20 protein-coding genes are annotated in these 22,288 nt (G+C 70.2%); 14 read left to right on the top strand and 6 right to left on the bottom strand.

Translation table 11 applies throughout. From position 1 onward, the window contains the following. Positions 1-10 precede the first annotated feature (10 nt). From nhaA to GTZ93_RS28230, 10 genes are all read left to right on the top strand, one after another. On the top strand, positions 11-1,366 hold the full coding sequence (nhaA, locus tag GTZ93_RS28275; protein ID WP_139915781.1) for a Na+/H+ antiporter NhaA: 1,356 nt from the start codon (positions 11-13) through the stop codon (positions 1,364-1,366). Further along, the gene (locus tag GTZ93_RS28270) at positions 1,363-3,048 is read left to right on the top strand and encodes an ABC1 kinase family protein (protein WP_139915782.1); all 1,686 of its coding nucleotides are present in this window, start codon (positions 1,363-1,365) and stop codon (positions 3,046-3,048) included. The genes nhaA and GTZ93_RS28270 overlap by 4 nt, the downstream gene beginning before the upstream one ends. 185 nt (positions 3,049-3,233) lie before the next feature. Then, positions 3,234-3,692 carry a cytochrome c gene (locus GTZ93_RS28265; protein ID WP_139915783.1) on the top strand — a complete coding sequence of 153 codons (459 nt, stop codon included), beginning with the start codon at positions 3,234-3,236 and terminating at the stop codon, positions 3,690-3,692. Further along, positions 3,692-5,182, top strand: coding sequence for a hypothetical protein (locus tag GTZ93_RS28260; protein ID WP_161663117.1), 1,491 nt, complete (start codon positions 3,692-3,694; stop codon positions 5,180-5,182). The genes GTZ93_RS28265 and GTZ93_RS28260 overlap by 1 nt, the downstream gene beginning before the upstream one ends. A gap of 188 nt (positions 5,183-5,370) precedes the next feature. Next, positions 5,371-5,625, top strand: coding sequence for a hypothetical protein (locus GTZ93_RS28255; protein ID WP_139915784.1), 255 nt, complete (start codon positions 5,371-5,373; stop codon positions 5,623-5,625). Further along, entirely contained in the window at positions 5,622-5,903 is a 282-nt protein-coding gene (locus tag GTZ93_RS28250; RefSeq protein WP_120579994.1) for a hypothetical protein, read from the top strand. The genes GTZ93_RS28255 and GTZ93_RS28250 overlap by 4 nt, the downstream gene beginning before the upstream one ends. Then, the gene (locus tag GTZ93_RS28245; protein ID WP_139915785.1) at positions 5,900-7,852 is read left to right on the top strand and encodes a glycosyltransferase family 1 protein; all 1,953 of its coding nucleotides are present in this window, start codon (positions 5,900-5,902) and stop codon (positions 7,850-7,852) included. Before GTZ93_RS28250 ends, GTZ93_RS28245 begins: the two co-directional genes overlap by 4 nt. Beyond that, a complete protein-coding gene (locus GTZ93_RS28240) occupies positions 7,849-8,778 on the top strand; it encodes a hypothetical protein (protein ID WP_126934045.1) in 930 nt (309 codons plus the stop codon). The genes GTZ93_RS28245 and GTZ93_RS28240 overlap by 4 nt, the downstream gene beginning before the upstream one ends. Further along, complete coding sequence (locus GTZ93_RS28235; RefSeq protein WP_139915786.1) at positions 8,775-9,590, top strand: hypothetical protein; 816 nt, start codon at positions 8,775-8,777, stop codon at positions 9,588-9,590. The genes GTZ93_RS28240 and GTZ93_RS28235 overlap by 4 nt, the downstream gene beginning before the upstream one ends. A 27-nt stretch (positions 9,591-9,617) precedes the next feature. Beyond that, positions 9,618-10,130, top strand: a complete 513-nt coding sequence (locus GTZ93_RS28230; RefSeq protein WP_139915787.1) for a hypothetical protein — start codon at positions 9,618-9,620, stop codon at positions 10,128-10,130. A gap of 6 nt (positions 10,131-10,136) precedes the next feature. Here the strand turns inward: GTZ93_RS28230 and GTZ93_RS28225 are convergent, their stop codons facing one another. Further along, the gene (locus tag GTZ93_RS28225; protein ID WP_139915788.1) at positions 10,137-11,006 is read right to left on the bottom strand and encodes an alpha/beta hydrolase family protein; all 870 of its coding nucleotides are present in this window, start codon (positions 11,004-11,006) and stop codon (positions 10,137-10,139) included. A 145-nt stretch (positions 11,007-11,151) separates the two neighbouring features. On the opposite strand from GTZ93_RS28225, the gene GTZ93_RS28220 reads away from it, so the two are divergent. Both GTZ93_RS28220 and GTZ93_RS28215 read left to right on the top strand, forming a co-directional pair. Further along, entirely contained in the window at positions 11,152-12,279 is a 1,128-nt protein-coding gene (locus tag GTZ93_RS28220; RefSeq protein ID WP_167548421.1) for a serine hydrolase domain-containing protein, read from the top strand. A 32-nt stretch (positions 12,280-12,311) separates the two neighbouring features. Further along, positions 12,312-12,716 carry a GFA family protein gene (locus GTZ93_RS28215; RefSeq protein ID WP_139915789.1) on the top strand — a complete coding sequence of 135 codons (405 nt, stop codon included), beginning with the start codon at positions 12,312-12,314 and terminating at the stop codon, positions 12,714-12,716. A 7-nt stretch (positions 12,717-12,723) separates the two neighbouring features. Here the strand turns inward: GTZ93_RS28215 and GTZ93_RS28210 are convergent, their stop codons facing one another. Then, positions 12,724-13,320, bottom strand: coding sequence for a TetR/AcrR family transcriptional regulator (locus GTZ93_RS28210; protein ID WP_121753241.1), 597 nt, complete (start codon positions 13,318-13,320; stop codon positions 12,724-12,726). A 102-nt stretch (positions 13,321-13,422) separates the two neighbouring features. On the opposite strand from GTZ93_RS28210, the gene GTZ93_RS28205 reads away from it, so the two are divergent. Then, the gene (locus GTZ93_RS28205; RefSeq protein ID WP_139915790.1) at positions 13,423-14,970 is read left to right on the top strand and encodes a flavin-containing monooxygenase; all 1,548 of its coding nucleotides are present in this window, start codon (positions 13,423-13,425) and stop codon (positions 14,968-14,970) included. Then, on the top strand, positions 14,963-15,784 hold the full coding sequence (locus tag GTZ93_RS28200) for an SDR family NAD(P)-dependent oxidoreductase (RefSeq protein ID WP_219629037.1): 822 nt from the start codon (positions 14,963-14,965) through the stop codon (positions 15,782-15,784). The genes GTZ93_RS28205 and GTZ93_RS28200 overlap by 8 nt, the downstream gene beginning before the upstream one ends. Positions 15,785-15,790: 6 nt before the next feature. Here the strand turns inward: GTZ93_RS28200 and GTZ93_RS28195 are convergent, their stop codons facing one another. From GTZ93_RS28195 to GTZ93_RS28180, 4 genes are all read right to left on the bottom strand, one after another. After that, entirely contained in the window at positions 15,791-16,249 is a 459-nt protein-coding gene (locus GTZ93_RS28195; protein ID WP_139915791.1) for a DUF2267 domain-containing protein, read from the bottom strand. A 137-nt stretch (positions 16,250-16,386) separates the two neighbouring features. Continuing rightward, complete coding sequence (locus tag GTZ93_RS28190; RefSeq protein ID WP_139915792.1) at positions 16,387-19,503, bottom strand: efflux RND transporter permease subunit; 3,117 nt, start codon at positions 19,501-19,503, stop codon at positions 16,387-16,389. Further along, positions 19,500-20,687 carry an efflux RND transporter periplasmic adaptor subunit gene (locus tag GTZ93_RS28185; protein WP_120580302.1) on the bottom strand — a complete coding sequence of 396 codons (1,188 nt, stop codon included), beginning with the start codon at positions 20,685-20,687 and terminating at the stop codon, positions 19,500-19,502. Before GTZ93_RS28185 ends, GTZ93_RS28190 begins: the two co-directional genes overlap by 4 nt. Positions 20,688-20,692: 5 nt before the next feature. Beyond that, a complete protein-coding gene (locus GTZ93_RS28180; protein WP_121777152.1) occupies positions 20,693-22,093 on the bottom strand; it encodes a TolC family protein in 1,401 nt (466 codons plus the stop codon). Between the last annotated feature and the right edge of the window lie 195 nt (positions 22,094-22,288).

Genomic DNA, 22,288 nt, shown 5'->3' with positions numbered 1-22,288 from the left:
GCTCTCCGACATGGCGAACTCTTCCCAGACGACGAACCGTCCCCCCGTCCCCGCCCTGTTCAAGGTGGCCCTGGCCCCCGTGCAGGCGTTCTTCCGGCTGGAGGCCAGCAGCGGCATCCTCCTGGCGCTCTGCGCGGTGGCCGCGCTCGCGTGGGCCAACTCCCCCTGGAGTTCCACCTACGCCGCCGTCTTCGACGCGCCCCTGCACCTGGAGATCGTGGGCCATGGCGGCCACTTCACCTTCCGCGAGCTCATCAACGACGGGCTGATGACGCTCTTCTTCTTCCTCGTGGGGATGGAGATCAAGCGCGAGCTGTCCGCGGGCGAGCTGCGCACCTTCTCCCGCGCGCTGCTGCCGCTCATCGCCGCGCTGGGCGGCATGGTGGTTCCCGCCGCGCTCTACTACTTCTTCACCCGCGGCACGCCCGCGGAGGGCGGCTGGGCCATCCCCATGGCCACGGACATCGCGTTCGCCATCGGCTGTCTCACGCTGGTGAAGGCGCGCGTGGGCCACGGGCTGGTGGTGTTCCTCACCGCCCTCGCCATCTTCGACGACATCGGCGGCATCCTCGTCATCGCGCTCTTCTACGGCACGGGCCTGCACGTCGAATGGCTCGCCGTGGGCGCGGCCCTGGTCGCGGTGCTCTGGGGTCTCAACCGCTTCTACGTGCGCAACGGCCTGGTCTACGCCGTCGTGGGCGCGGCGCTCTGGTACGCCATGCATCACGGCGGCATCCACGCGACGCTGTCCGGCGTGATCCTGGGCCTGTGCATCCCCGCGCTCCCCAGCCGCCCGGGCCGCGAGGTGCTGGAGGAGCTGGCGGCCTACGTCCAGGGGCTCGTTTCCCAGCCGGACGACGAGGCCGCGCGCGGAGCGCAGCTGCTCCACATCGAGGAGGCGCTGGAGGACATCGAGCCGCCGCTCAACCGCTTCGTGCACCTGTGGCACGGCTACGTGGCGTACGGCATCGTGCCCCTGTTCGCGCTGGCCAACTCCGGCGTGGACGTGTCCGGCATGTCGTTCGCGGACCTGCTCAAGCCCCTGCCGCTGGGCATCATCATGGGCCTCTTCGTGGGCAAGCAGGTGGGCATCTTCCTGTTCACCTTCGCGGCGGTGCGGGCGGGCGTGTCGCCGCTGCCCGCGGGCGGCAGCCTCGCCCAGCTGCACGGGGTGGCGGTGGTGGCCGGCATCGGCTTCACGGTGGCCCTCTTCGTGGGCGGGCTGGCCTTCGCCAACCAGCCGGCCCTGCTGGCCGAGGCCAAGCTGGGCATCCTGACGGGCTCGCTGCTCTCCGCGGTCGTGGGCTACGTGCTCTTGCGCTACGTGGCCCGTCCAGCCCAGGCTCCCATACGCGCCTCCCCATGAACCTCCAGGACCTCAACCGCATCCGGCAGATTGCCCTCATCGCCGCCCGCCACGGCTTCGGCGAGGTGACCGAGCGCGCGGGCGTCTGGCGCCTGCTCGGCGGCCGCAAGGAGAAGGTGGAGGTCTCCGAGGAGGCCCGCCGCGAGTCCACCGCGCGCCGCTTCCGCCTCTTCCTCTCGGAGCTGGGCCCCACGTTCATCAAGCTGGGTCAGGTGCTCTCCACCCGCGCGGACCTGCTGCCCGCGGAGTTCGTGGAGGAGCTGGCCACGCTCCAGGACAACGTGGAGGCCATCCCGCTGGAGCAGGTCCACGCGCAGATCCGCGACGCCCTGGGCAAGGACGTGCAGGAGCTGTTCGCCCAGGTGGATCCGGAGCCGCTCGCGGCCGCGTCCATCGCCCAGGTGCACCGCGCGGTGACGATGGACGGCGAGGAGGTCGTCATCAAGGTGCAGCGCCCCGGCATCGCCCAGCGCATCGACGCGGACCTGGGCGTGCTGCGCTCGCTGGCGCGCCTGTTGGAGGCCGTGGTGGAGGAGACGGGCATCTACTCGCCCTCCGGCATCGTGGACGAGTTCGACCGGGCCATCCACGAGGAGCTGGACTTCATCAACGAGGCCACCAACATCCGCGCGTTCCTGGAGAACCACAAGGACCGCCCGTACCTCAAGATTCCGCGCGTGCACGCGGCGCTCTCCAGCCGCACCGTGCTCACCATGGAGTTCATCCGCGGGGAGAAGATCAACCCCGCCGCCCTCGCGGAGGCGGACCGCAAGCAGATTGCCCAGCACATCCTGGAGGCCAGCTTCCGCCAGCTCTTCGACGACGGCCTGTTCCACGGCGACCCGCACCCCGGCAACGTGCTGCTCATGGAGGGCAACCGGCTGGCGCTCCTGGACTTCGGCGTGGTGGGCCGGCTCACCCGCCCCATGCAGGAGACGCTGGTGATGCTGTGCCTGGCGGTGGCGCTCAAGGACAGCGACTCCGTGGCGCGCATCCTCTACCGCGTGGGCGTGCCGGACGCGCGCGCCAACCTGATGGGCTTCCGCAACGACATCGAGGCCATCCTCGGCCAGCACCTGCCCACCACGCTGGGCCAGGTGGACGCGCGCACGCTCCTGCGCGACCTGTTGGACCTGGCCGTGAAGTACCGCATCCGCATCCCCAAGGAGTACGCGCTGCTGTCGCGCGCCTCCATCTCCACCGAGGGCATGCTGCGCGGGCTCTACCCGGAGCTGAACATCATCGAGGTCGCGCTGCCGTACGCGAAGGAGCTGATGGCGGGCCGGTACGATCCCTCGCAGCTCCAGGGCGGCCTGATGCGCACGCTCCTGCGCTTCCAGTCCATGGCGCAGGACCTGCCCACGCAGCTGTCGCAAATCCTGTTGGACCTGGAGACGGGCAAGTTCAGCGTCACGGTGCGCGCGGAGCAGTTCGACAAGCTCAACGAGAACCTGCGCAGCGTGGCCGTCATCGCCTTCCTGGGCCTGTGCGCGTGCGGCTTCATCGTGGGCGCGTTCATCGCCTTCGCGCCCCGGCCGCCCATGTACGGGAACGTGCCGGTGCTGGGCATCGTCGGCATCGCGCTGGCGGCGGCCCTCTTCGGCGCGGTGCTCACCTGGTACCTGTTCGGCGGCCGGTTCGGGAAGGTCAGCGTGACCCGCTTCCTCAAGAAGCGCAGGTAGCCGGGAACCTCACCGGCGCTCGGCCCGGTGCGGGTGTGACAACGGCCCACCTGGGGACAGGCAGGCGGGCGCGGGGAGCGCATGTCACGCGAGTGAGAACGGATCCGTTGATGGGTGCACAGTCAGGCTCTGCCCGGGTAATCTGCGGGGCTTGTCGTTCCCCCCCTCTTGCCCCCGTGCTCGACTTGTTCGCGAACCCAACCGCCGCCCGTCGTCCGTATCGCGCCCCGCTGGCCACGCTGTTCGCGGCCGCGCTCCTCGCCACCACCGCCGGCTGTGCTGGCGGGCTCGATGACCCCGAGCGCTTCACCGGGGGCTCCAGCTCCTGCGCCGCCGGCACCACCGGCGCGAGCATCATCCAGGCGCAGTGCTTGTCGTGTCACTCCACGGATGCCAACGGTTCGGCGGGCGGGGGCCTGGACCTGCAGGCGTCCGGCCTCCCCGGGCGGCTCTACACCACCAACGCGGCGTGCAATTCCAAGCCGCTGGCGGACAGCGCCAACCCGTCCCAGTCCTTCTTCCTGATGAAGCTCACGGCTTCTCCGGGCTGCGGCGCGCGGATGCCGCTGGGCGCGTCGCTGAACGCCTCCGACACCGCGTGCCTCTCCGAGTGGCTGGTCGCCGGAAAGCCGAGCTCCCCGTGATGACGCGCACCCGTCATGTCTCCGCCGCGGCCCTCCTGGGCGCGGCCCTGCTGCTCGCCCCCGCCGCTGACGCCGCGCCGAAGAAGGCGTCCGCGAAGACGGCGCAGTCCGCGAAGAAGAAGGCCCAGGCCGCGGAGGCGCGCCGCGTGGCGGTGCTCGCCTCCGGTCCGCACGCGGACGCCGCGCGCGACGCGCTGGAGGCGGAATTGGCCCGCCGTCCGGCCCGCTACGAAGTCGTCCCCGAGTCCGCGGTGCGCGCCGCCGCCTCACGCATGGGCAGGGACCCGACGCAGCCCGCCGGCGCCGCCGCCGTGGCGAGCGAGCTGGGCCTGAGCGCGGTGGTGGTGGCGGACACGTCCACCGTGGGCAAGAAGCCTCAGGTGCGCGTCACCGTGCGCAACGGCAAGGACGGCAAGGCGCTGGCCTCGCCCCCCGCCGCGAAGCCCGCCACGCCGAAGCTGGTGCCCGTGGCGGTGAAGCGTCAGTGGACGGCGCTGGAGCGCGGCCTGCAGAAGTCCAGCGCGCCAGTGGCCGCCCCGGTGGCGCCCCCGCAGCCCGCCACGCCGGTGGAGCCGGAGCCGTCGGTGAAGCCCGCGACGCCCATCGCGGAGACGCCCGCGCCCACGAAGACGCCCGCCGCGGAGCCCAACCGCAAGCCGGTGGCCGCGACTCCCAAGGAGACGAAGGCCCCGGAGAAGCCGGAGGACTCCTCCTCCACGGAGCCAGAGCTGACGGCCTCCGCGCCCATCGTCGAGGGCGCACTGGGCCTGAAGCTCTTCGGCCGCTCGCTGCGCTACAAGGACGACGTGTTCGGCGTGCTGCGCCCGTACACGCTGGGCCCGGACGTGGGCGGCTTCGCGCTGCCGGGAGCGCCCCAGTTGGCGGGTGACGTGACGGTCTATCCGCTCGCGGCCTTCAAGAAGGGAGCGCTGGCGCGGCTGGGCATCACGGGCTCCATTGATCAGTCCTTCGGGCTGAAGTCCACGGGCTCCTCGGGCGAGGTCACCTACCCCACCACGGCGCGCGAGTGGCAGGCGGGCCTGCGCTACGTGATTCCCTTCGGCGCGGCGAAGCAACACGGCTTCGAGCTCACCGGCACGTACGGGATGAACACGTTCCGCATCGACGCGGTGGACGGCGAGCGGCCGTTGGACCTGCCCAACGTGGAGTACAAGACCGCGGGCCTGGGCCTGGGCGTGCGGGCGGCGCTGTCGGAGAAGTTCGACTTCAACTTCCGGCTTGGCTACCAGCACCCGCTGGACTCCGGCGAGCTGTCCTCGGACGCGTGGTTCCCGCGCATGTCCGCGGGCGCCGTCACGGGCAGCGCCACGCTGGCGTACCGGCTCAATCGCATCCTGGACGTGAGGTTGAAGGCGGACCTGCGCCGCTACTTCTTCAAGTTCAACCCGGAGCCGGGCGACCCGTACGTCGCCGGTGGCGCCGTGGATCAGTACCCCGGCCTGTCGCTCCAGGTGGGCTTCCGCTACTAGCTGAAGCGCCCGCCCCCGCTGTGCTTGCGTGTCTGCCCATCCTTGGATGGGCAGACACGCAACCCGGGAGGCAGGGCAGGTAGTGCCAACCCATCCCTACCCTGTTTTTGCATGGGTGCGATTGCAATGCGACGCCGACCGGCTGATTCTGATTCACGCCACGTGAACAGGATTCAACCGGAGACCGGATGTCCGACCCCGTACGCGTCATCTTTCGCAACCAGACCAACGCGCCTGTGACCGTCATCATCAACGGCTATCAGAACGCCAGCAGCGTCCCGGCCCGTGTCTATTCGGGGCAGGTCACCGGCATGAGCGGCGTCTTCCAGGTGTCTGGCTATGCCAGCTACGCCTGCTCCGCCTATGCAACGACGATGCTCTCCCCGGCGCTCGCACCCCAGACGGACGTGTCCATCGTCTTCACCACGGAGCAGACGCCATGAGCAACATGCGTGTCGTTTTCACGCCCTGCCCGGGGCAGGGCTATCAGGCGGATATCAAGAAGGTCTCCCAGGGGCACGTCAGCGAAGTGCAGAACGTGTCGGTCTGGAAGAGCTTGACCACCGACGCCACCGCGACGTTCACCGGCGGACCGGGTGACAGCTTCTTCATGCAGCTCTCTTCCTCGGGAGGACCGCGGGCCCTCTCGGGGACGGCGACCTTCTCGTCGGACGTCACCATCACCTTCGGGATGCTTTACACGGTCTTCGAGGAAGGATGAGCGCCCCGCCGACCCAAGAGACGCCGTCGCTCTTCCTGGTGTCGCTGCCCCGCTCCCTGTCGTCGACCACGTGGCAGTGGGCGCGCGAGCTGTTGGGACTCTCGGCCCCCGGCTGGGTGACGGACGGTGAAGTGCTCAACCTGGAGCGCTTCGGCTTCGCGCCCCATCCCGCGGCGGTGCACTTCCTGCGCCCGTCGGATGGCCCCGCCTTCGAGGCCGCTCGCGAGCACCTGGTGCACGTGGTGCGCCCCACGGGCTGGGCCTACAAGGACGTCACCCAACCCTTCGTCGTCTCCGCCGCGCTCTCCCAACCCGGCGCCCTCCGGGTGATGAAGATCCACCGCTCCGTCGCGGACGTCGCGCTCGCCATGGGGGACCGGGGCTGGACGTATCCAGCGCGAGGCGTGCGCCGCGACGACCCGGATGAGGCCCTCATCGAGGGCCTGCTCGACGCCCAGGAGGCGCTGGATGCCATTCCCGGCCTGGTCGTGGACTTCGACGACCTGGTGATGGACGAGCTCGCGCTGCCCGCCTCGCTCCGGAGCCTCTATCCCGGGCTCGCGATGCCCGACACCGTCTCCTTCGACGATGCGTTCCTCCGGGCGCGGGACGAGGTCCTCACGCGACGCCGGAGCGAGCGCCACCGCGTCCTGGGAGACCGCGTGCTGGAGGCCGTGCGACGGCGCGCGGAGGAGCGCCGCGCGATCGCCGAGGACGCGCCCCGGCCGGGCTCCGGGCGCCGGAGCCGCCCGCGCATCCTCGTGGTGGGAGATGCCGTGGCCCCCACCGGCTTCAGCCGGGTCACCGAGAGCATCTTCCGCCGCGTCTCGCGCGACTACGACATCCACCAGCTCGGGATCAAATACGCAGGCGGCGCCCACGATCTGCCCTGGACGCTCCACCCGGCCATCGACGCCCGCGGCGTCAGCAAGCTGCCGGAGCTGTGCGCCAGCCTGGAGCCGGATCTCGTCTTCCTCGTCAATGACATCTGGGTGCTCGGAGACCATGTCCGGGCGCTTGGCCGCGTGCCCGGACGCCACCGGATGGTGGCCTACTGCCCCGTGGACTCCGGCCCGCTGAGCCCGAGCTTCCTCGCGGGGCTCCAGGGCGTCCACCGCCTGGTCGCGTACACCGACTTCGGTCAGGGCGAGCTGAGCGCCGCCGCGGCCCGGCTCACCACCGCGCCCACCTGGCCCCGGGTGGACGTCATCCCCCACGGCGTCGACACCGACGTCTTCCGCCCCCTGTCGCCCCCGAGCGAGTCGCTCATTGCGTCCCGCCGCGCCAGCCGCGCCGCGCTGTTCGGGACGAACGAGCTGGACGACGCCTTCATCGTTCTGAACGCCAACCGCAACCAGCCGCGCAAGCTCATCGACCTCACGGTGAGGGGCTTCGCCGCCTTCGCGCAGGGCCGTCCCGACGCCCGGCTCTACCTGCACATGGGCACCGAGGACGTGGGCTGGGACGTGCGTGGGCTGGGAGCGCGCTTCGGCGTCACCGACCGCCTCATCATCAGCTCGGACCAACGCTTCGCGCCCCGGCTGTCGCTCGCCCAGCTCAACCACGTCTACAACGCGTGCGACGTGGGCGTGAACACCTCCAGCAGCGAAGGCTGGGGGCTCGTCGCCTTCGAGCACGCCGCCACGGGCGCCGCGCAGGTGGTCCCCGGCCACACCGCGCCGGGGGAGCTCTGGGCGGGCAGCGCCGAGCTGCTCGACGTCGCGTTGACCTTGTGCCAGCCCCGCATCCTCACCGACGCCCACGTGCCGTCCGTGGACTCGCTGACGGCGGCGCTGACCCGGCTGTACGAAGATCGAGCACACCTGGAGGCCCGCTCTCGGGCCGCCCACGCGCTCGCCACCCGTCCCACGCTCCAGTGGGACACCATTGCCCTGGAGTGGGCCCGTCTCTTCGCGGACGAGCTCTCCCAGGGTGGAGGCCGTTCATGAATACCCAATATCAGCAGGCCCTCGCGGGAACCCTGGCTTCGGCCCCCACCGGAGGCATGCGCTCCCTTCGCTTCTGGAACAACCTGCCCGTGGACGCGCAGCTCTTCTACCTCGCCGAGGACGCCTCCCGGTGCGCCATGGGCGTCGTCCCCGCGGGCTACGCGATCAACTTCTGGGTGGCCAACGGGGACTCCATCAGCTGGTCCTGCCGACACACGGGCTCGTTCATCGGCGTGTGCTCCATCACCTCCAGCACCCCCAGCGTCTTCTTTGGCCCCCACTCCATGGTGGCCCCCAATGACATCGGACTGCCCCCGCAGCCCACCGCCGAGGTCGTCATCCCTCCGGACTCCCCGCGCGTCCTCGTGGCGGCGGGCCTGCTGGAGAACCGCAACCGTACGCTTCGTGAGCAGTACTGGCGGCGGCTGCCCGAGTCCTACACCATCGCTCCGGGCGAGACGCAGACGGTCAGCACCACGTCCACCTCGAACATGCAGCAGACGTCGTCGAGCACCGACACCGTCTCCGCCTCGCTCGGCACCAGCGCGAGCGCGGGCTGGGGGCCCATGTCCGTGGGCATCTCCGCCAGCCTGAGCGCCAGCTCCACCAGCTCCCAGGAGGTGTCGCTCAGCACCGAGTACACCGCCTACGTCTCCGACACCCTCACCGCCACCCAGACCTATACGCAGATGTTCCTCAAGTGGCAGCTGATGGACATCGTCAGCGTGCTCTCGCCGAACGGCCAGGTGCTCTCGAGCATCGTCAACGGGCTGTCGCCGACGCTGTTGCAGGGGCCCTACAACGTGTCGGACCTCTCGACGTTGAGCGCCGCGAAGAAGGCCCTGAACCCCGCGAGCCCGGGCTTCCCTCGCACGCGCGTCGCCGCCCGTCCGTTCCAGCCCCGGGCCCTGGCGGAGCGCAGGTGATTGTCGCGTACTGGAACACCCAGCGGGCCAGCGGCCTGAGGTCCCGCAACCTGGAGCCCCAGGCCCGCTGCCTCTGGTGTTGCCAGCAGATCGTCCAGTGGATCATCGAGACCATCGACTCCCACCAGGCCATGCCCTCGCTCATCTTCCTGTCCGAGGTCTCGCAGGGCGGTGGGGAGCTGGCCGCGTACCTCGGGACCACCAGCGGCTACCAGGCGCGCTACTTCGCCGCGGGCGACAGGAACAACAACGCCAGCCCGTGCTCCTTCATCGTCATGTGGCTGGAAGAGTTGAAGCCAGAGATCGCGATCATTGGCGCCAGCACCCGGCGGCCCATGGTGCGGGTGAAGCTGCGAGACCTCACCGTGGGGGGCGTCCACATCATCGCCAACTCCGATAAGGCTCCGGATGAAATCCTGGATGACATCCACGAGCTCGAAATGGAGCGGCGGCCCGCGGTGCTTATCGGTGACATGAACTACCCCTGGAGCAGTCTCGACAAGGCGCGACATGGAAACCCCAAGAGCCTGGAGGACGAGGTCGACTACCTCTACGACTGGGAGCCGGTCCACCCCCACCTCCAAGCCACCTTCGGCAAGATCACGGAGACAGGTGCGTTCAGGACTCAGCTTCTCGACTACCTGTGGAAGTCCGAGGACATCAGCCGCATCGAGGCCCTGCCTCCGTATCCGGGCTACAACCAGTGGACGCTGATCGACCATGCGCCCATCGCCTACCGCATCCACCTGAACGACGAGGACGAGCTGATGTCCGACGTGGAGGATGAGATGGGCGACGACGCGAGGGGGTGAAGCAGCGGATGCGCTACGCTGCCGCGAATGCACGCCGCCCTCATCCTGCCCGCGCTGCTCCTGCTGCACACCGCTCCGGCGGACCTGTCCTCCGAATACACCGACGTGGAGAAGTGCCCGCGTCAGGCCGAGGAGGATGACTCCGAGGGCGGAGACATCCCCCTCCAGTGTGACGGCCCGGGTGGCGACTACGTGCTGACGGAGTTCTACAGCGCCTACGACATCCAGCGGCAAATCACCTCCAAGAGCGACTCCCGCTTCACCGTCGAGCTGAGGCCGAAGGCGCAGTGCCCGGTGTCCCGCTTCGGTCCCAAGCTGGAATGGCGCATGAAGGACGGGAAGCCCTTCGCCGTCATCCAGCGCGTGACGTGCTTCGCCCTGAACAAGGAAGAGTCCGGCCCGGGCAAGAAGCTGGGGGAATACCTGATCGTGAGGGGACTCAAGGGCTTCGAGTCCATCAGCGGCGAGGTGTCCACGAAGACGAAGGATGCGAACACGAAGGCCCGCGCCATCGCGGACGCGGCGCCCTCCAAGCGCTGAAGGCCTTCAGCCGCGCTCCGGGGCGTGGCGGCGCAGCCACTCCCTCACCGTGGGCCAGAGCGTGGCGGCGTGGTGCTCGCGGAAGAAGCCCAGGTGGCAGATGCCCTGGCCCAGGCTGTCCGCTGGGGAGAACTGCCGACGCTCCACGGTGCAGCCGGTGAGGTGCTCACAGACCAGGTCGATGGCTTCGGGTGGCCCCCAGGGGTCATCGTCCAGGCCAATGGCCAGCACCGGCATGCGCAGCCGCTTGAGGCGGGCCGCGGCGTCCACGTTCGGGGCGTCGAAGTAGAAGCGAGGCAGCGACGCCCAGCGGCTCCACTCCAGCAACGCCTGGGCGGGGACGTCCTCGCCAAGCCCCAGCCGCGCATAGGGCATGTAGCCCAGGACCCGCGCGCACAGCGGCCCGATGAGTTTGAGGTACATCGCGACCAGCATCCGCTCCCGAATGGAGTGGATGAACCTCATGCTCCCAGCCTGGGCCGCCACCATCACCGCCGCGGTGAGCTGCTGGCTGCTCGCGCTCAGTCCAATGGCGTGGCCGCCGAAGCTGTGCCCCACGGCCAGCAGCGGCAGCCCCGGGTATTGCTCCGCCGCCCAGCGGGTCACCGCGTCCACGTCCTGGTCGGCCCAGGTGAGGAACCCGGCATGCGTCCGCTTCGCCACGCCTGAAGGGTGCACACCCCGGTAGTTGTAGGTCACCACCGCGAAGCCGTCGTCCGTCAGCCGCTCGGCGAACGCGAAATACATACTCGCGGGCATGGCGGTCGCGGGATGCACCAGCACCACGCCCCGGATGGGGCCCGCCGGGCTGTGCAGCGTGGACTGCAACTCGAAGCCATCGGCGCAGGTGATTCGATGCGGAGTCGAGAGTGCCATGGCCCCCGTGAGCGGCTTCGCAAAAGAACCTATCGGCTAGCATGTGAATCCAGGCAGGGCAAGACCACGGCCCGCGGCGAACCCGCGGATGAGACACACCGCAACCCTTTCGAACAATCCGGGTTGAACAGGAACGGAGGTGTTCATGAATGCGGTGATCAGGGCAGTCAGCGGTGCGGGGATGTGTCTCCTGTTGTGGGCCTGTGGGGGTGCGGGCGGTCTGGCTCCAGCGCCGGAGGCGGCACCGGCCGTCACGTCCCAGGAGCTGGCGCCGGACGCGGGAGCCGCATGGAACGCGGTGGGCGCGATGGTGACGGCCCGCGCGGCGGCGGCGGGCGTGACGAGCATGGGACTCGCCATCTACGACGCGCAGGACCGCAAGGTGTACGAGCAGATGCTCGGTGACTTCACGCCGGACACGCGCGTGGCCATCGCGTCCTCGTCGAAGATGGTGTCCGGCACCGTCCTCTTCGACGTCATCCGTCAGGGCCTGCTGTCGCTGGACTCCACCACCGGCCAGGTCCTGGGGTGGACGGGCGACAAGGCGAACATCACGCTGCGCCACCTGCTGTCCTTCACGTCGGGCCTGGAGCCTTCGAACGCCTGCACGACCCGGCCGGGCATCACGCTGGCGGAGTGCGTGGCGCAGATCGCCGCCGTGCCCATGAAGGCGCCGCCGGGCACGCGCTTCGACTACGGCAGCACGCATCTCCAGGTCGCCGGGCGAATGGCGGAGGTCGTCACGGGCAAGACGTGGAACACGCTCTTCACGCAGACGCTGGCGACGCCGCTGGGGCTGCCGTCCGGAGTGACGTACTACACGGCGCCGACGCAGCAGTTGGGCACCACCAACCCGCTCGTCGCGGGAGGGCTGCGCGCGTCGATGAACGAGTACGCCAAGCTGCTCGCGCTCGTGTATCACCGGGGCCGTTACGCGGGGCTGGAGAAGGGCACGCTGGCGCTCTTCGCGCTGCAGTCGCGTGAGCCCTACCCGTCCGTCGTGGTGGGCAACTCGCCCTATCAGGAGCTGGGCTATCCGTACCGCTACGGACTGACGGCGTGGCTGGAGTGCACGACGCCCGCCACGGGCTGCGACAGCATCAGCTCGCCGGGCGCGTTCGGCTTCACGCCGTGGCTGGACCGGGGCGCGAAGTACTACGCCATCCTGGGCATGCAGCTGGCGGGCAGCGACACCACGGGCGGCGTGGTGGCGTTCTCCGTGGACCTGGAGAACGACCTGAAGCCGTTGATTGAGACAGCGCTCGGCAACTGAGCCACACTGCCCTCCCCTTCTGGAGGCAGCCCATGTCCCAGCGTCGAGCGTCATGCGTCTGCGGTCAGCTTCGCGTGGAGTGCACGGGAGAGCCCTTCCGGGTCTCCATGTGTCACTGTTTCGCCTGTCAGCAGCGCAGCGGCAGCGTGTACGCCGTGCAGGCCCGCTTCCGGCGTGAAGACATCACCGCCATCGAGGGCCGCTCCCAGACATTCGTCCGCAAGGGCGACGAGAGCGGCATCCCCACCACCTTCCACTTCTGTCCGGAGTGCGGCGCGACGGTCTACTACGTGAGCTCGGGGGCTCCGGACGCCGTGGCGATCGCCGTGGGTGCCTTCACGGATCCGAACTTCCCCGCCCCGGTCTTCTCCGTCTACGAAGAGCGGAGCCACCCCTGGGCCGTGCCCCGGGGCATCCCCATGGAGCACATGGACTGAGCGCCGTTCACTTCGCAGGAGGCCGTGCTTCCAGGAGCCCCCGCACGAACGCCGCGACCGGGCCGGCCAGCTCCGAGAGACGGTCGACGCGGTCCTCCTCCACGGCCTCCAGGATGAGCTCGTTGATGCCGCCCACGAGCGCCATCGCAATCGCCGGGGACAGCGTGGCCCCGGTGCCCGCCGCGTCGAACTCCCTGCGCATCAACTCCGCGAAGCCGCGCATCACCTGGCGGCGCAGCGCCACGCCCTTCGGCCCCACGTGCAGGATCTCCACCAGGAGCGTCCGCACGAGCCCTGGCCGGCTCTGGAGGCTCGCGAGGTACACGGCCGCGCCGATGCTGGCCCGCATCTCCCCCGGAGGCGCGTGCTGGATGGCCGCCTGGATCTCCGCCAGCAGCCGGGCGCTCTGCGCCGCGTAGAGCGCGAGCAGGCATGCGTCCTTGTCCTCGAAGTGCTCGTAGAACGTGCGCTTCGACACGCGCGCGTGCCGCACGATGTCCGCGATGGTCAGCCGGGCGTAGCCCACCTCGATGATGGCCTGCGCCAGGCCCGCGACGAGCCGCTCCCGGGGCGCTTCGCCTGGTGGGTCGGACGGGGTCGTCATGCGGCTCCCGGGGCTGGTACTTGACGGTACCAGATGTCACTGCTACCTCTGTTCAACAGACGCATAGGCTGGGTACCTTCCTGTACCACGAGGAGTCCCGTGATGCCGCTGTCCTCCGCCGAGCCGCTCTCGCACGTCGATGTGTTGATCATCGGCGCGGGCCTGTCGGGCATCGGCGCCGCGTACCACCTGCAGACGCGCTGCCCCACCCTGAGCTACGCCATCCTGGAGGGGCGCGGGGCCATGGGCGGCACGTGGGATTTGTTCCGCTACCCGGGCGTCCGCTCGGACTCGGACATGTACACGCTGGGCTACCGGTTCCGTCCGTGGCTGGGGGGCAAGGCCATCGCGGATGGGCCCTCCATCAAGGCGTACATCGAGGAGACCGCGGCGGAGTACGGCATCGACCAGCGGATCCGCTACCACCACCGCGTCACGCGCGCCGAGTGGTCCTCCGAGCACGCGCGCTGGACCGTGGACATGGAGGTGGGCCCTGAACGCGCGCCCGTCCGCATGACGTGCGGCTTCCTCTACGCCTGCACCGGCTACTACGACTACGCGAGCGGCTACACGCCCACGTGGCCCGGCACCGAGCGCTTCCAGGGCCGCGTCGTGCACCCGCAGCACTGGCCCGAGGACCTGGACTACGGCGGCAAGCGCGTGGTCGTCATCGGCAGTGGCGCGACGGCGGTGACGCTGGTCCCCGCGATGGCCGACCGCGCCGCGCACGTCACGATGTTGCAGCGCTCGCCCACGTACATCGCGGATCAACCGGCCGAGGACGGCGTCGCCCGGGCGTTGAGGTACGTCCTCCCCCGGCGCGCGGCCTACGCGGTCGCGCGCTGGAAGAACGTCCTGCGCGGCATGCTCCTCTATGGCCTCGCGCGCAGCCGGCCGGGGCTGTTCAAGTGGCTCTTGCGCCTTGGCGTGCGGAAGGCGCTCGGCAAGGCCTACGACGTCGATACGCACTTCGCGCCCCGCTACAACCCCTGGGACGAGCGGCTGTGCGTCGCCCCCGACGGAGACCTCTTCGGCGCCATCCGAGAGGGGCGCGCCTCCATGGTGACGGACCACATCGAGTCCTTCACCGAAAAGGGCCTCCAGCTGCGCTCGGGCGCGCACGTGGACGCGGACATCATCGTCACCGCCACGGGGCTGAACGTGAAGATCCTCAGCGGCCTGGCGCTGTCCGTGGACGGAGAGCCCGTCCAGCTGGCGCGGACGCTCGCATACAAGGGGATGATGTTCAGCGACGTGCCCAACCTCGTCGCGGCCTTCGGGTATACCAACGCGTCGTGGACCCTGAAGTGCGACCTGGTGGCCGAGTACACCTGCCGCCTGCTCAACCACATGAAGCAGCACGGCTACACGCAATGCGTGCCCCGCCTGACGGGCCCGGCCATGACGCCGGAGCCCGTGCTCGACTTCCGCTCCGGCTACGTGCAGCGCGCGCTGGACTCCCTGCCCCGCCAGGGCACGCGCGCCCCGTGGCGCCTGTACCAGAACTACGTCCGCGACCTGGTGATGATGCGCTACGGCCGCGTGGACGACGAAGCCATGGAGTTCAAGCGGTCCGGGAGCGCTGCCTCGGGACAGGCGCTGCTTCCGGAGGTGAGCACCCGTTCCAACGCGGAGGTGGCCCGTGGCTGAGCGCATGCGGCTTCAAGGCAGGACGGCGGTCGTCACGGGCGCGGCGAGCGGCATCGGCCGGGCCATCGCGGTCTGCCTGGCGCGCAAGGGCTGTCACCTCGCGCTCGCGGACGTGAACGAAGCGGGGCTCGCCGAAACAGCGGACCTCGCGCGAGCGCCGGAGCTGCGCATCAGCCGTCACCGGCTCGACGTGTCCGACAAGGAGGCCGTGGAGTCCTTCCCGGAGAAGGTGACGGCGGAGCATCCCGGGGTCGACCTGCTCTTCAACAACGCGGGCGTCGCGCTTGGAGGCTCCTTCGAACAGGTGAGCAGCGACGACTTCGAGTGGCTGTTCGGCATCAACTTCTGGGGTGTGGTGCGCCTGAGCCGCGCCTTCCTGCCCTTGCTGCGCCAGAGCGACGACGCGCGGCTGGTGAACCTCTCCAGCGTCTTCGGGCTGGTGGCCCCGCCGGGACAGGTGGCCTACGCGGCGAGCAAGTTCGCCGTCCGAGGCTTCTCCGAGGGCCTGCGCCACGAGTTGGAGGGCACCACCGTGGGCGTCACCGTGGTGCACCCGGGCGGCGTCGCGACGTCCATCGCCGCGAGCGCCCGGGTCCCCACCGGCGCGACGGACGAGGAGGTCTCCCGCCGCCGCAAGTCCTTCCAGAAGATGCTGCGGCTCCCGGCGGAGGCCGCGGGCGACATCATCGTCCGAGGGGTCGAAGCGCGCGAGCAGCGCATCCTCGTCGGCAAGGACGCCGTGGCGCTGGCGATGCTCGCCCGCGTCTTCCCCGTGTCGTACTGGAAGCTGCTCGCCCCGCGCCTCCGCGCCTGAAGCCTGTCAGACAGGCCTGCGGAACAGGTCGCCCAGGTCCGCGGGCAGCTGCGACGCCACGGCGGCGACCTCGTCCTCGGGGATGCGGTCGCGCACGGCGGTGAACACCGCGGTGACGACGCGGAAGGCCTGGTCGGGTTTGATGTTCAGGTGGTCCGCCACGTCGGTGATGAACTCATCGCGGCCAATGCGCTTGGCGCGTGAAGGTCCCCGGTGCACCGCGCAGGCCCCCAGGATGGTGCCGATGCCGCCGGGCAGCGCTCGGTAGAGCTTCACGTCCTCGCCATCCGACAGCCGCCGGGCGAGCGAGCAGAACACCGCGCTGGCGGCCTCCCGGGCCTCCAGGCCCTGGCTGTGCATGACGGCGTCCCCCTGGATTTCATCCAGGAAGGGCTGGAGCTCGAGCGACTCGTCCCGCGCCTTGACGGGCACGGCGTGGGTGTCGGGAGGAACAGGCGTGGCCATGGCAGCGTCTCCGAAGGTTCAGGGCCCCAAGGCGGGGCCGTGTTCCGAAGACGCTGCGCATGTGCCAGGGCGCCTGCATCGTCCACCGACGCCGGGGGCGCGTGCGGTCAGGCCGCCGCTGAGACTTGACCGGCCCCCTACCCGTGCGGCACCGGCCGGGGCTCCTCGTGGGCGGCGTGCGAGTCGTCGTCGCCCTTCCCCTTGCTGAACCGGTTGCCCAGGCGCGTCTTGAGTCGGTCCGCGACGACGTAGAACGCGGGCACCACGAGCAGGCTCAAGACGGTGGACACGGACAGGCCGCCCAGCACCGCGATGGACATGGGGGCGCGCGTCTCGCTGCCCGCGCCCAGCGCCAGCGCCGCCGGCACCGCGGACATCATCGTCGCGGTGGACGTCATCAAGATGGGACGCAGGCGCACCGGACCCGCGCGCAGCATGGCCTGCATCGCGTCCGCGCCCTGCTCGCGCTGCTGGAGCGCGTAGTCCACCAGGATGATGGAGTTCTTCTTCACGATGCCCATGAGCAGCAGCAGGCCAATCATGCTGAAGATGTTCAGCGTGTTCCCCGTGATGAGCAGCGCGAACGACGCGCCCGCCACCGACAGGGGCAGAATGGTGAGCACCGTCACCGGGTGCAGGAACGAATTGAACTGCGCGCCCAGCACCATGTACGCGACGGCGATGCCCATGAAGAGCGCGAAGATGAGGCTGCTCATCGAGTCGCGGAACGCCACGCTCGCGCCGCCCGCCACCACGCGGATGCCGCCGGGCAGGTCCTTGCCCAGGGACTCCACCGTGGCCAGCGCCTCCTCCTGATTCGACCCCGGCGCCACGTTGGCGAAGATGCTGATGGCGCGCTCACGGTCGCGGCGGGTGATGGCCTGCAGCGCGGGCAGCTCCTCCTGCGTCACCAGCGACGACAGCGGCACCAGCGAGTTGTTCGCCGTCCGGACCTTCAGCAGCGACAGGTCCTCCGGCCGCGAGCGCTGGCCCGCGAGCAGCCGCATGCGCACGTCGATGCGCCGCCCGCCGCTGCTGTACTTGCCCACGCGCACGCCACCCACCAGCGCGTTCACCGTGGACGCCACCGCCTGGATGGGCACGCCCACGTCCGCCGCGCGAGCGCGGTCCGGGGTGATGCGCAGCTCCGGCTGGCCCAGTTGGTAGTCCGTGTCCAGGTCCACCACCTTGCCGGAGGCCTGGAGCTGATCTCGCAGGGACTGGCTCGCCTCCACCAGCTTGTCCCAGTCCGACCCGCGCACGCTGAACTCCACCGGGAAGCCGCGCTGCGCGGTGAAGCCCGCCTGGGACAGGTCCTGCACCACCGCGCGCAGGCCCGGGTAGCTGTTCAGCTCCTTGCGCAGCACCTGCGCGAAGTCCGCCTGCGCCATGCGCTGATCCGTCGGCACCAGCGTCAGGTTCATGTTGCCGGAGTTCACGGCGGACCCGCTGCCGCCGCCGCCCACCACCACGAACACGCGCGTCACCTCCGGACGGCTGGCGACGAACTCCTCCGCGCGCTTGAAGAGGCGGTTGGTCTCCTCCAGGCTGCTCCCCACCGCCGTCTGCAGACGCACGGACATGCGGCCCTGGTCCTGTGACGGGACGAACTCGCCGGGCAGCGCCTTGAACGCGAACGCGCTCAGGAACAGCATCGCCACCGCCACCAGCAGCACGCGCCAGGGGCGCACCAGCCCCCAGCCCAACGCCCGCGCGTACAGCGCCTCCAGCTTGGAGAAGGCCTTGTCCACCACCACGCCAATGCGGCTGCGGTGCTCGCGAGAAGTCTTCAGCAGCTGCGCGCAGCGCGCGGGCGCCAGGGTGATGGCCTCCACGTAGGACAGGAGCACCGCCACGCACAGCGTGACGCCGAACTGGAGGAAGAACCGGCCGATGATGCCCTTCATGAAGACGACGGGCAGGAAGATGGCCACCACCGCCAGCGTCGCCGCCAGGGCCGCGAAGGTGATTTCCGCCGTGCCTTCACGCGCGGCGCTCACCCGGTCCTTCCCCTCCTCCGCGTGCCGGAAGATGTTCTCCAGCACCATGATGGCGTCGTCCACCACGATTCCTACGGCCAACGCCAATCCCAACAACGTGAAGGTGTTGAGCGTGAAGCCCAGGAAGTAGATGACCGCCACCGTCCCCAACAGCGACATGGGAATGGCGAGCACGACGTTGAGCGTGCTGGAGAGCGACCCCAGGAACACCCAGCACACGAACGCGGTGAGGATGCACGCGAGCAACAGCTCGAACTCAATCTCGTGCACGCTCTCCTCGATGAACTGCGTCGAGTCGAAGTTGATGCTCGCGCTCATGCCCTCCGGCAGCTCCTTCTGGAGCTGCGCCAGCTGCTCACGCACCGCCTGGGCCACGGCCACCGCGTTCGCGCCGCGCTGCTTCTTGATGCCCATGGCCTGGGCGGGCTCGCCGTTCACGCGCGCCAGGCGGCGCTCGTCCTCGAAGCCGTCCTCCACGATGGCCACGTCGTGCAGGTACACCGGGCGGCCGCCCTCCTCGCGCACCACGACGTTCTGAAGCGTCTCCAGGTCCAGCGCCTCGCCCATGAAGCGCACGTTGACCTCGCGGCCCTGCGTCTCGATGCGGCCCGCGGGCAGCTCCACGTGCTCGCGCTGGAGCGCGGCGGTGATGTCCGTGACGGTGAGCCCGTGCGCGTCCAGCTTCTGCGCGTCCACCCAGATGCGCACGTTGCGCTCCAGGAGGCCGCCCAGGATGACCTCGCCCACGCCGGGCACCGTCTGCAGGCGCTCCTTCACGCGGTAGCGGGCGAAGTCGCTCACCACCTGCTGGGAGAACGGTCCGGCCACGCCCAGCCACATGATGGGCTGGTCCTCCGGGTTGGACTTGGAGACGACGGGCGGATCGATGTCCAGCGGCAGCCGGCGCTGGGCCTGGCTCACCTTGGTCTGCACGTCCTGCAGCGCCAGGTCCACGTTGCGCGACAGGTCCAGCTCCACCGTGATGTTGGCGCTGCCCTGGCGCGCGGAGGACGTGATGCTCTTGACGCCCTCCACCTGCGTCACGGCCTCCTCGATGAACTCGACGACGTCCGACTCCACGGCCTCCGGGTTGGCGCCCTCCCACGACACGGAGATGTTGATGGTGGGGAAGTCGACGTCCGGGAACTGGCTGATGCCGATGCGCTGGGCCGCCACCAGTCCGAAGATGATGGTCGCCGCCATGATCATCCAGGCGAACACCGGCTTCTTGATGCAGACGTCGGTGATGCTCATGGCCGGCCCTCGGCGCCCGCGTTCGGGTTCGTGTCGCCGCGGGCCTCGGCCGGGGGCTGCTCGCCTCCCACCTTCGGCTTCGGGCGCTCCTGCTCCACGCGCACGGCCACGCCGTCGCGCAGGGCCTCCGCGCCGCGCACCACCAGCGTCTCACCGGGCTTGAGGCCTTCCTTCACCTCCACCCGCCCGTCCGGCGTGCGCAGGCCCAGCTCCAGGATGCGCTCGCGCGCCTTGTTGTCCGTCACCACGAACGCCAGGAAGCCGCGCTCGCTGGGGCGGATGGCTGTCTGCGGAATCACCGGGCTGCCTCCGCGCGACTCCACCGGCACGCTCACCGTGGCGAAGGCGCCCGGGCGCAGCTTCTGCGCGGCCTCTCCCGTCACCTCCGCGGTCACCGCCACCATGCGGCTCTGCGTGTCCGCGCTCGCGGACACGTAGGTGATCTTCGCCTCGTACGCCCCACCGTCCGAGCGCACCGTGAAGCGCGCGGGCATCCCCGGGGTGATCCGCGTCACGTCCGCCGCGGGCACGTTGAAGCGCAGGAGCAGCGGTTCGCGGCGCAGGAGCGTGGCCAGCACCACGCCCGGCTGCACGTACTGGCCCGTCTGCACGGTGCGCGTCTGGAGGACGCCGTCCATGGGGGCGCGCACGTACGCGTCGCGCTGGTTGAGCTGCGCTTGATCCAACGCCGCCTTCGCGGCCGACACGTCCGCCTGGGCGGTGGCGGCGCGGGCCTGGTACGTCTCCAGCTGTTCGGCGGGCAGCAGGCCCGGGCTCTGCGCGTTGACCTCCGCGCGGCGCTGGGCGCCGGCCTTGGCCTCCACCAGCGCGGCCTGGGCCTTCTGCAGCACGGCCTCCGCGGCGCGCACGGCGATGGCGTAGCGCGCGGGTTCGATCTCCGCGAGCGTGTCGCCCTTCTTCACCGTCTGGCCTTCGGTGAAGGACACCCGCTCCAGGGCGCCCGGGACACGCGCGGTGATCTGCACGCTTTCGAAGGCCTCCACCGCGCCCACGGCGCTGACCGCGTACTCCACGTCGCGCGACTCCACGGGCGCGACCTCCACGGGGAACTGGAGGGGGCCCCGGCCCGCGGCCTTGCCACCTTGCGCGGTCGCTTCCTTCTTGCAGCCAGGGGCCAGGGACAGCACGGCCAGCGACAGGGCCAGCACACCAGTGCGTTGCATTGCCTTCACGGTTCCTTCCCCAGCGGATTCAGTCCGACAGCGGCCCGCAGGCCCAACAACGCCACGCCCAGCCCATAGCGGTTCTGCGCGAGCGCCACCTCCGCCTCGAAGAGGCTGAGCGACGCGTCCGCCAGGGTGAGCGCGGTGGACAGGCCCTGGCGGTAGAGGATGCCTGTTTCCGCGGCGTTCTTGCGCGCTGCCTTCGCCGCCTGCTCGCTCTGCGCGAGCGCGGCCCGCGCCGTCTCCAGATTGACCCGAGCCTGCTCGATGTCCACCGGCACGCGGCGCGTCGCGGCCTGGGTGTTCAGCTCCGCGACGTTGGCGTTGGCCACGCGCTCGTCGCGGTCGGCGTAGCGGGCGCCGCCGTCGAAGAGCGTCCAGGTGAGGTCCAGGGCGAGGAAGCCATCACCGACGTTGCCGTTGAGGCCCGCCTCGTTGGTGAGGCGGTACTGGGCGCTCGCGCCCAGGGACGGCAGCAGTCGAGCCAGGGGCTCCTTCGCGTTCTCCCGCAGCGAGCGCACGCGCAGGCGCGCGGAGAGGATGTCCGGCCGCCGGTCCGTGGCCCCCTCCGTGAGCAGCTCCAGGGGCGGCGTGGGCTGGATGGCGTCCGCGAGCAGCGGCTCCGGCGGCGCGAGCCCACCCTGCACGGGCTCCACGAGCAGGTAGCCCAGCTCCAGGCGGCTCGTCTCCGCGGTGCCCAGGGCGGCGGCGAGGTTCGAATGAGCGGTGGCCAGCTCCAGCTCCGCGCGGGTGACGTCGTTGGTGCTGGCGAGCCCGGAGCTGGCGCGGGCCTGTGCGTCCGCCAGGCTCTGCTTCGCGTAGGCCAGGCGCTGCTCGGCGGCCTGGTACACCTGCTGGTTGGCCAGGGTGACGAGGAAGGCGTTGGCGGCGCTGAAGGACACCTGGCGGCGCGTCTCCACGGCGTCCAGCTTGAAGGCCTCGCTCTCCAGCTTCGCGGCCTTGTAGAGCGGGAAGCCGCGCGCGTCGAAGAGGGCCATGCGGCCGGAGAAGACCGCGCCCAGGGCGTTGTACTTCTGGAGCACGACGGTCTGTCCGCCGACCTCGCGCGTGGACTCACGCAGGCGCCGCGTGTAGGTGCCAGCGGCCGTGATGGTGGGCAGGAAGAAGGCGCGGGCGCGGGCGACGCGGGCCTGGGCGGCCTCGGCCGACTGCCCCGCGGCGAGCACGGCCTCGTTCTTCTGCGAGGCGAGCTCCACGGCGCGCTCCAGCGTCAGCGGCGCGGCATCGCCGGACGGCATCGGCGGCTTGGGGAAGGCGCTGGCGGGAGCCTCGGTGGCGGGCGCCGGAGACGGGGCCGGAGGCGTCTGGGCGAAGGCGTCCGGGGCCAGCGCGCAGAGGCAGGCACCCAGTGGCGCGGCGAAGAGGGCACGGCGGACGGTAGGCATAAGGCGTGCGGTGGAACGGGCCAATGTTGAAAGGTCAGCGGCCCCTATACACGGAAGCCGTCATCTGGGGGGTGATGAGCGGTGCGTGTCTGGACGATGCCTCGCGCAGCGGACTAAGGGTCGGGGAAGAAGGCTCTCGGGTTGAATTGCCGACGGGTGGCGACATCGCCCTACTCCGGGTGTGGGCGCGCCCCA

This window comes from Corallococcus exiguus (assembly GCF_009909105.1).
GTDB classification, from domain to species: domain Bacteria; phylum Myxococcota; class Myxococcia; order Myxococcales; family Myxococcaceae; genus Corallococcus; species Corallococcus exiguus.
Note: the sequence above shows the minus strand (reverse complement) of the source record. Positions and strands in the feature narration are given on the sequence as shown.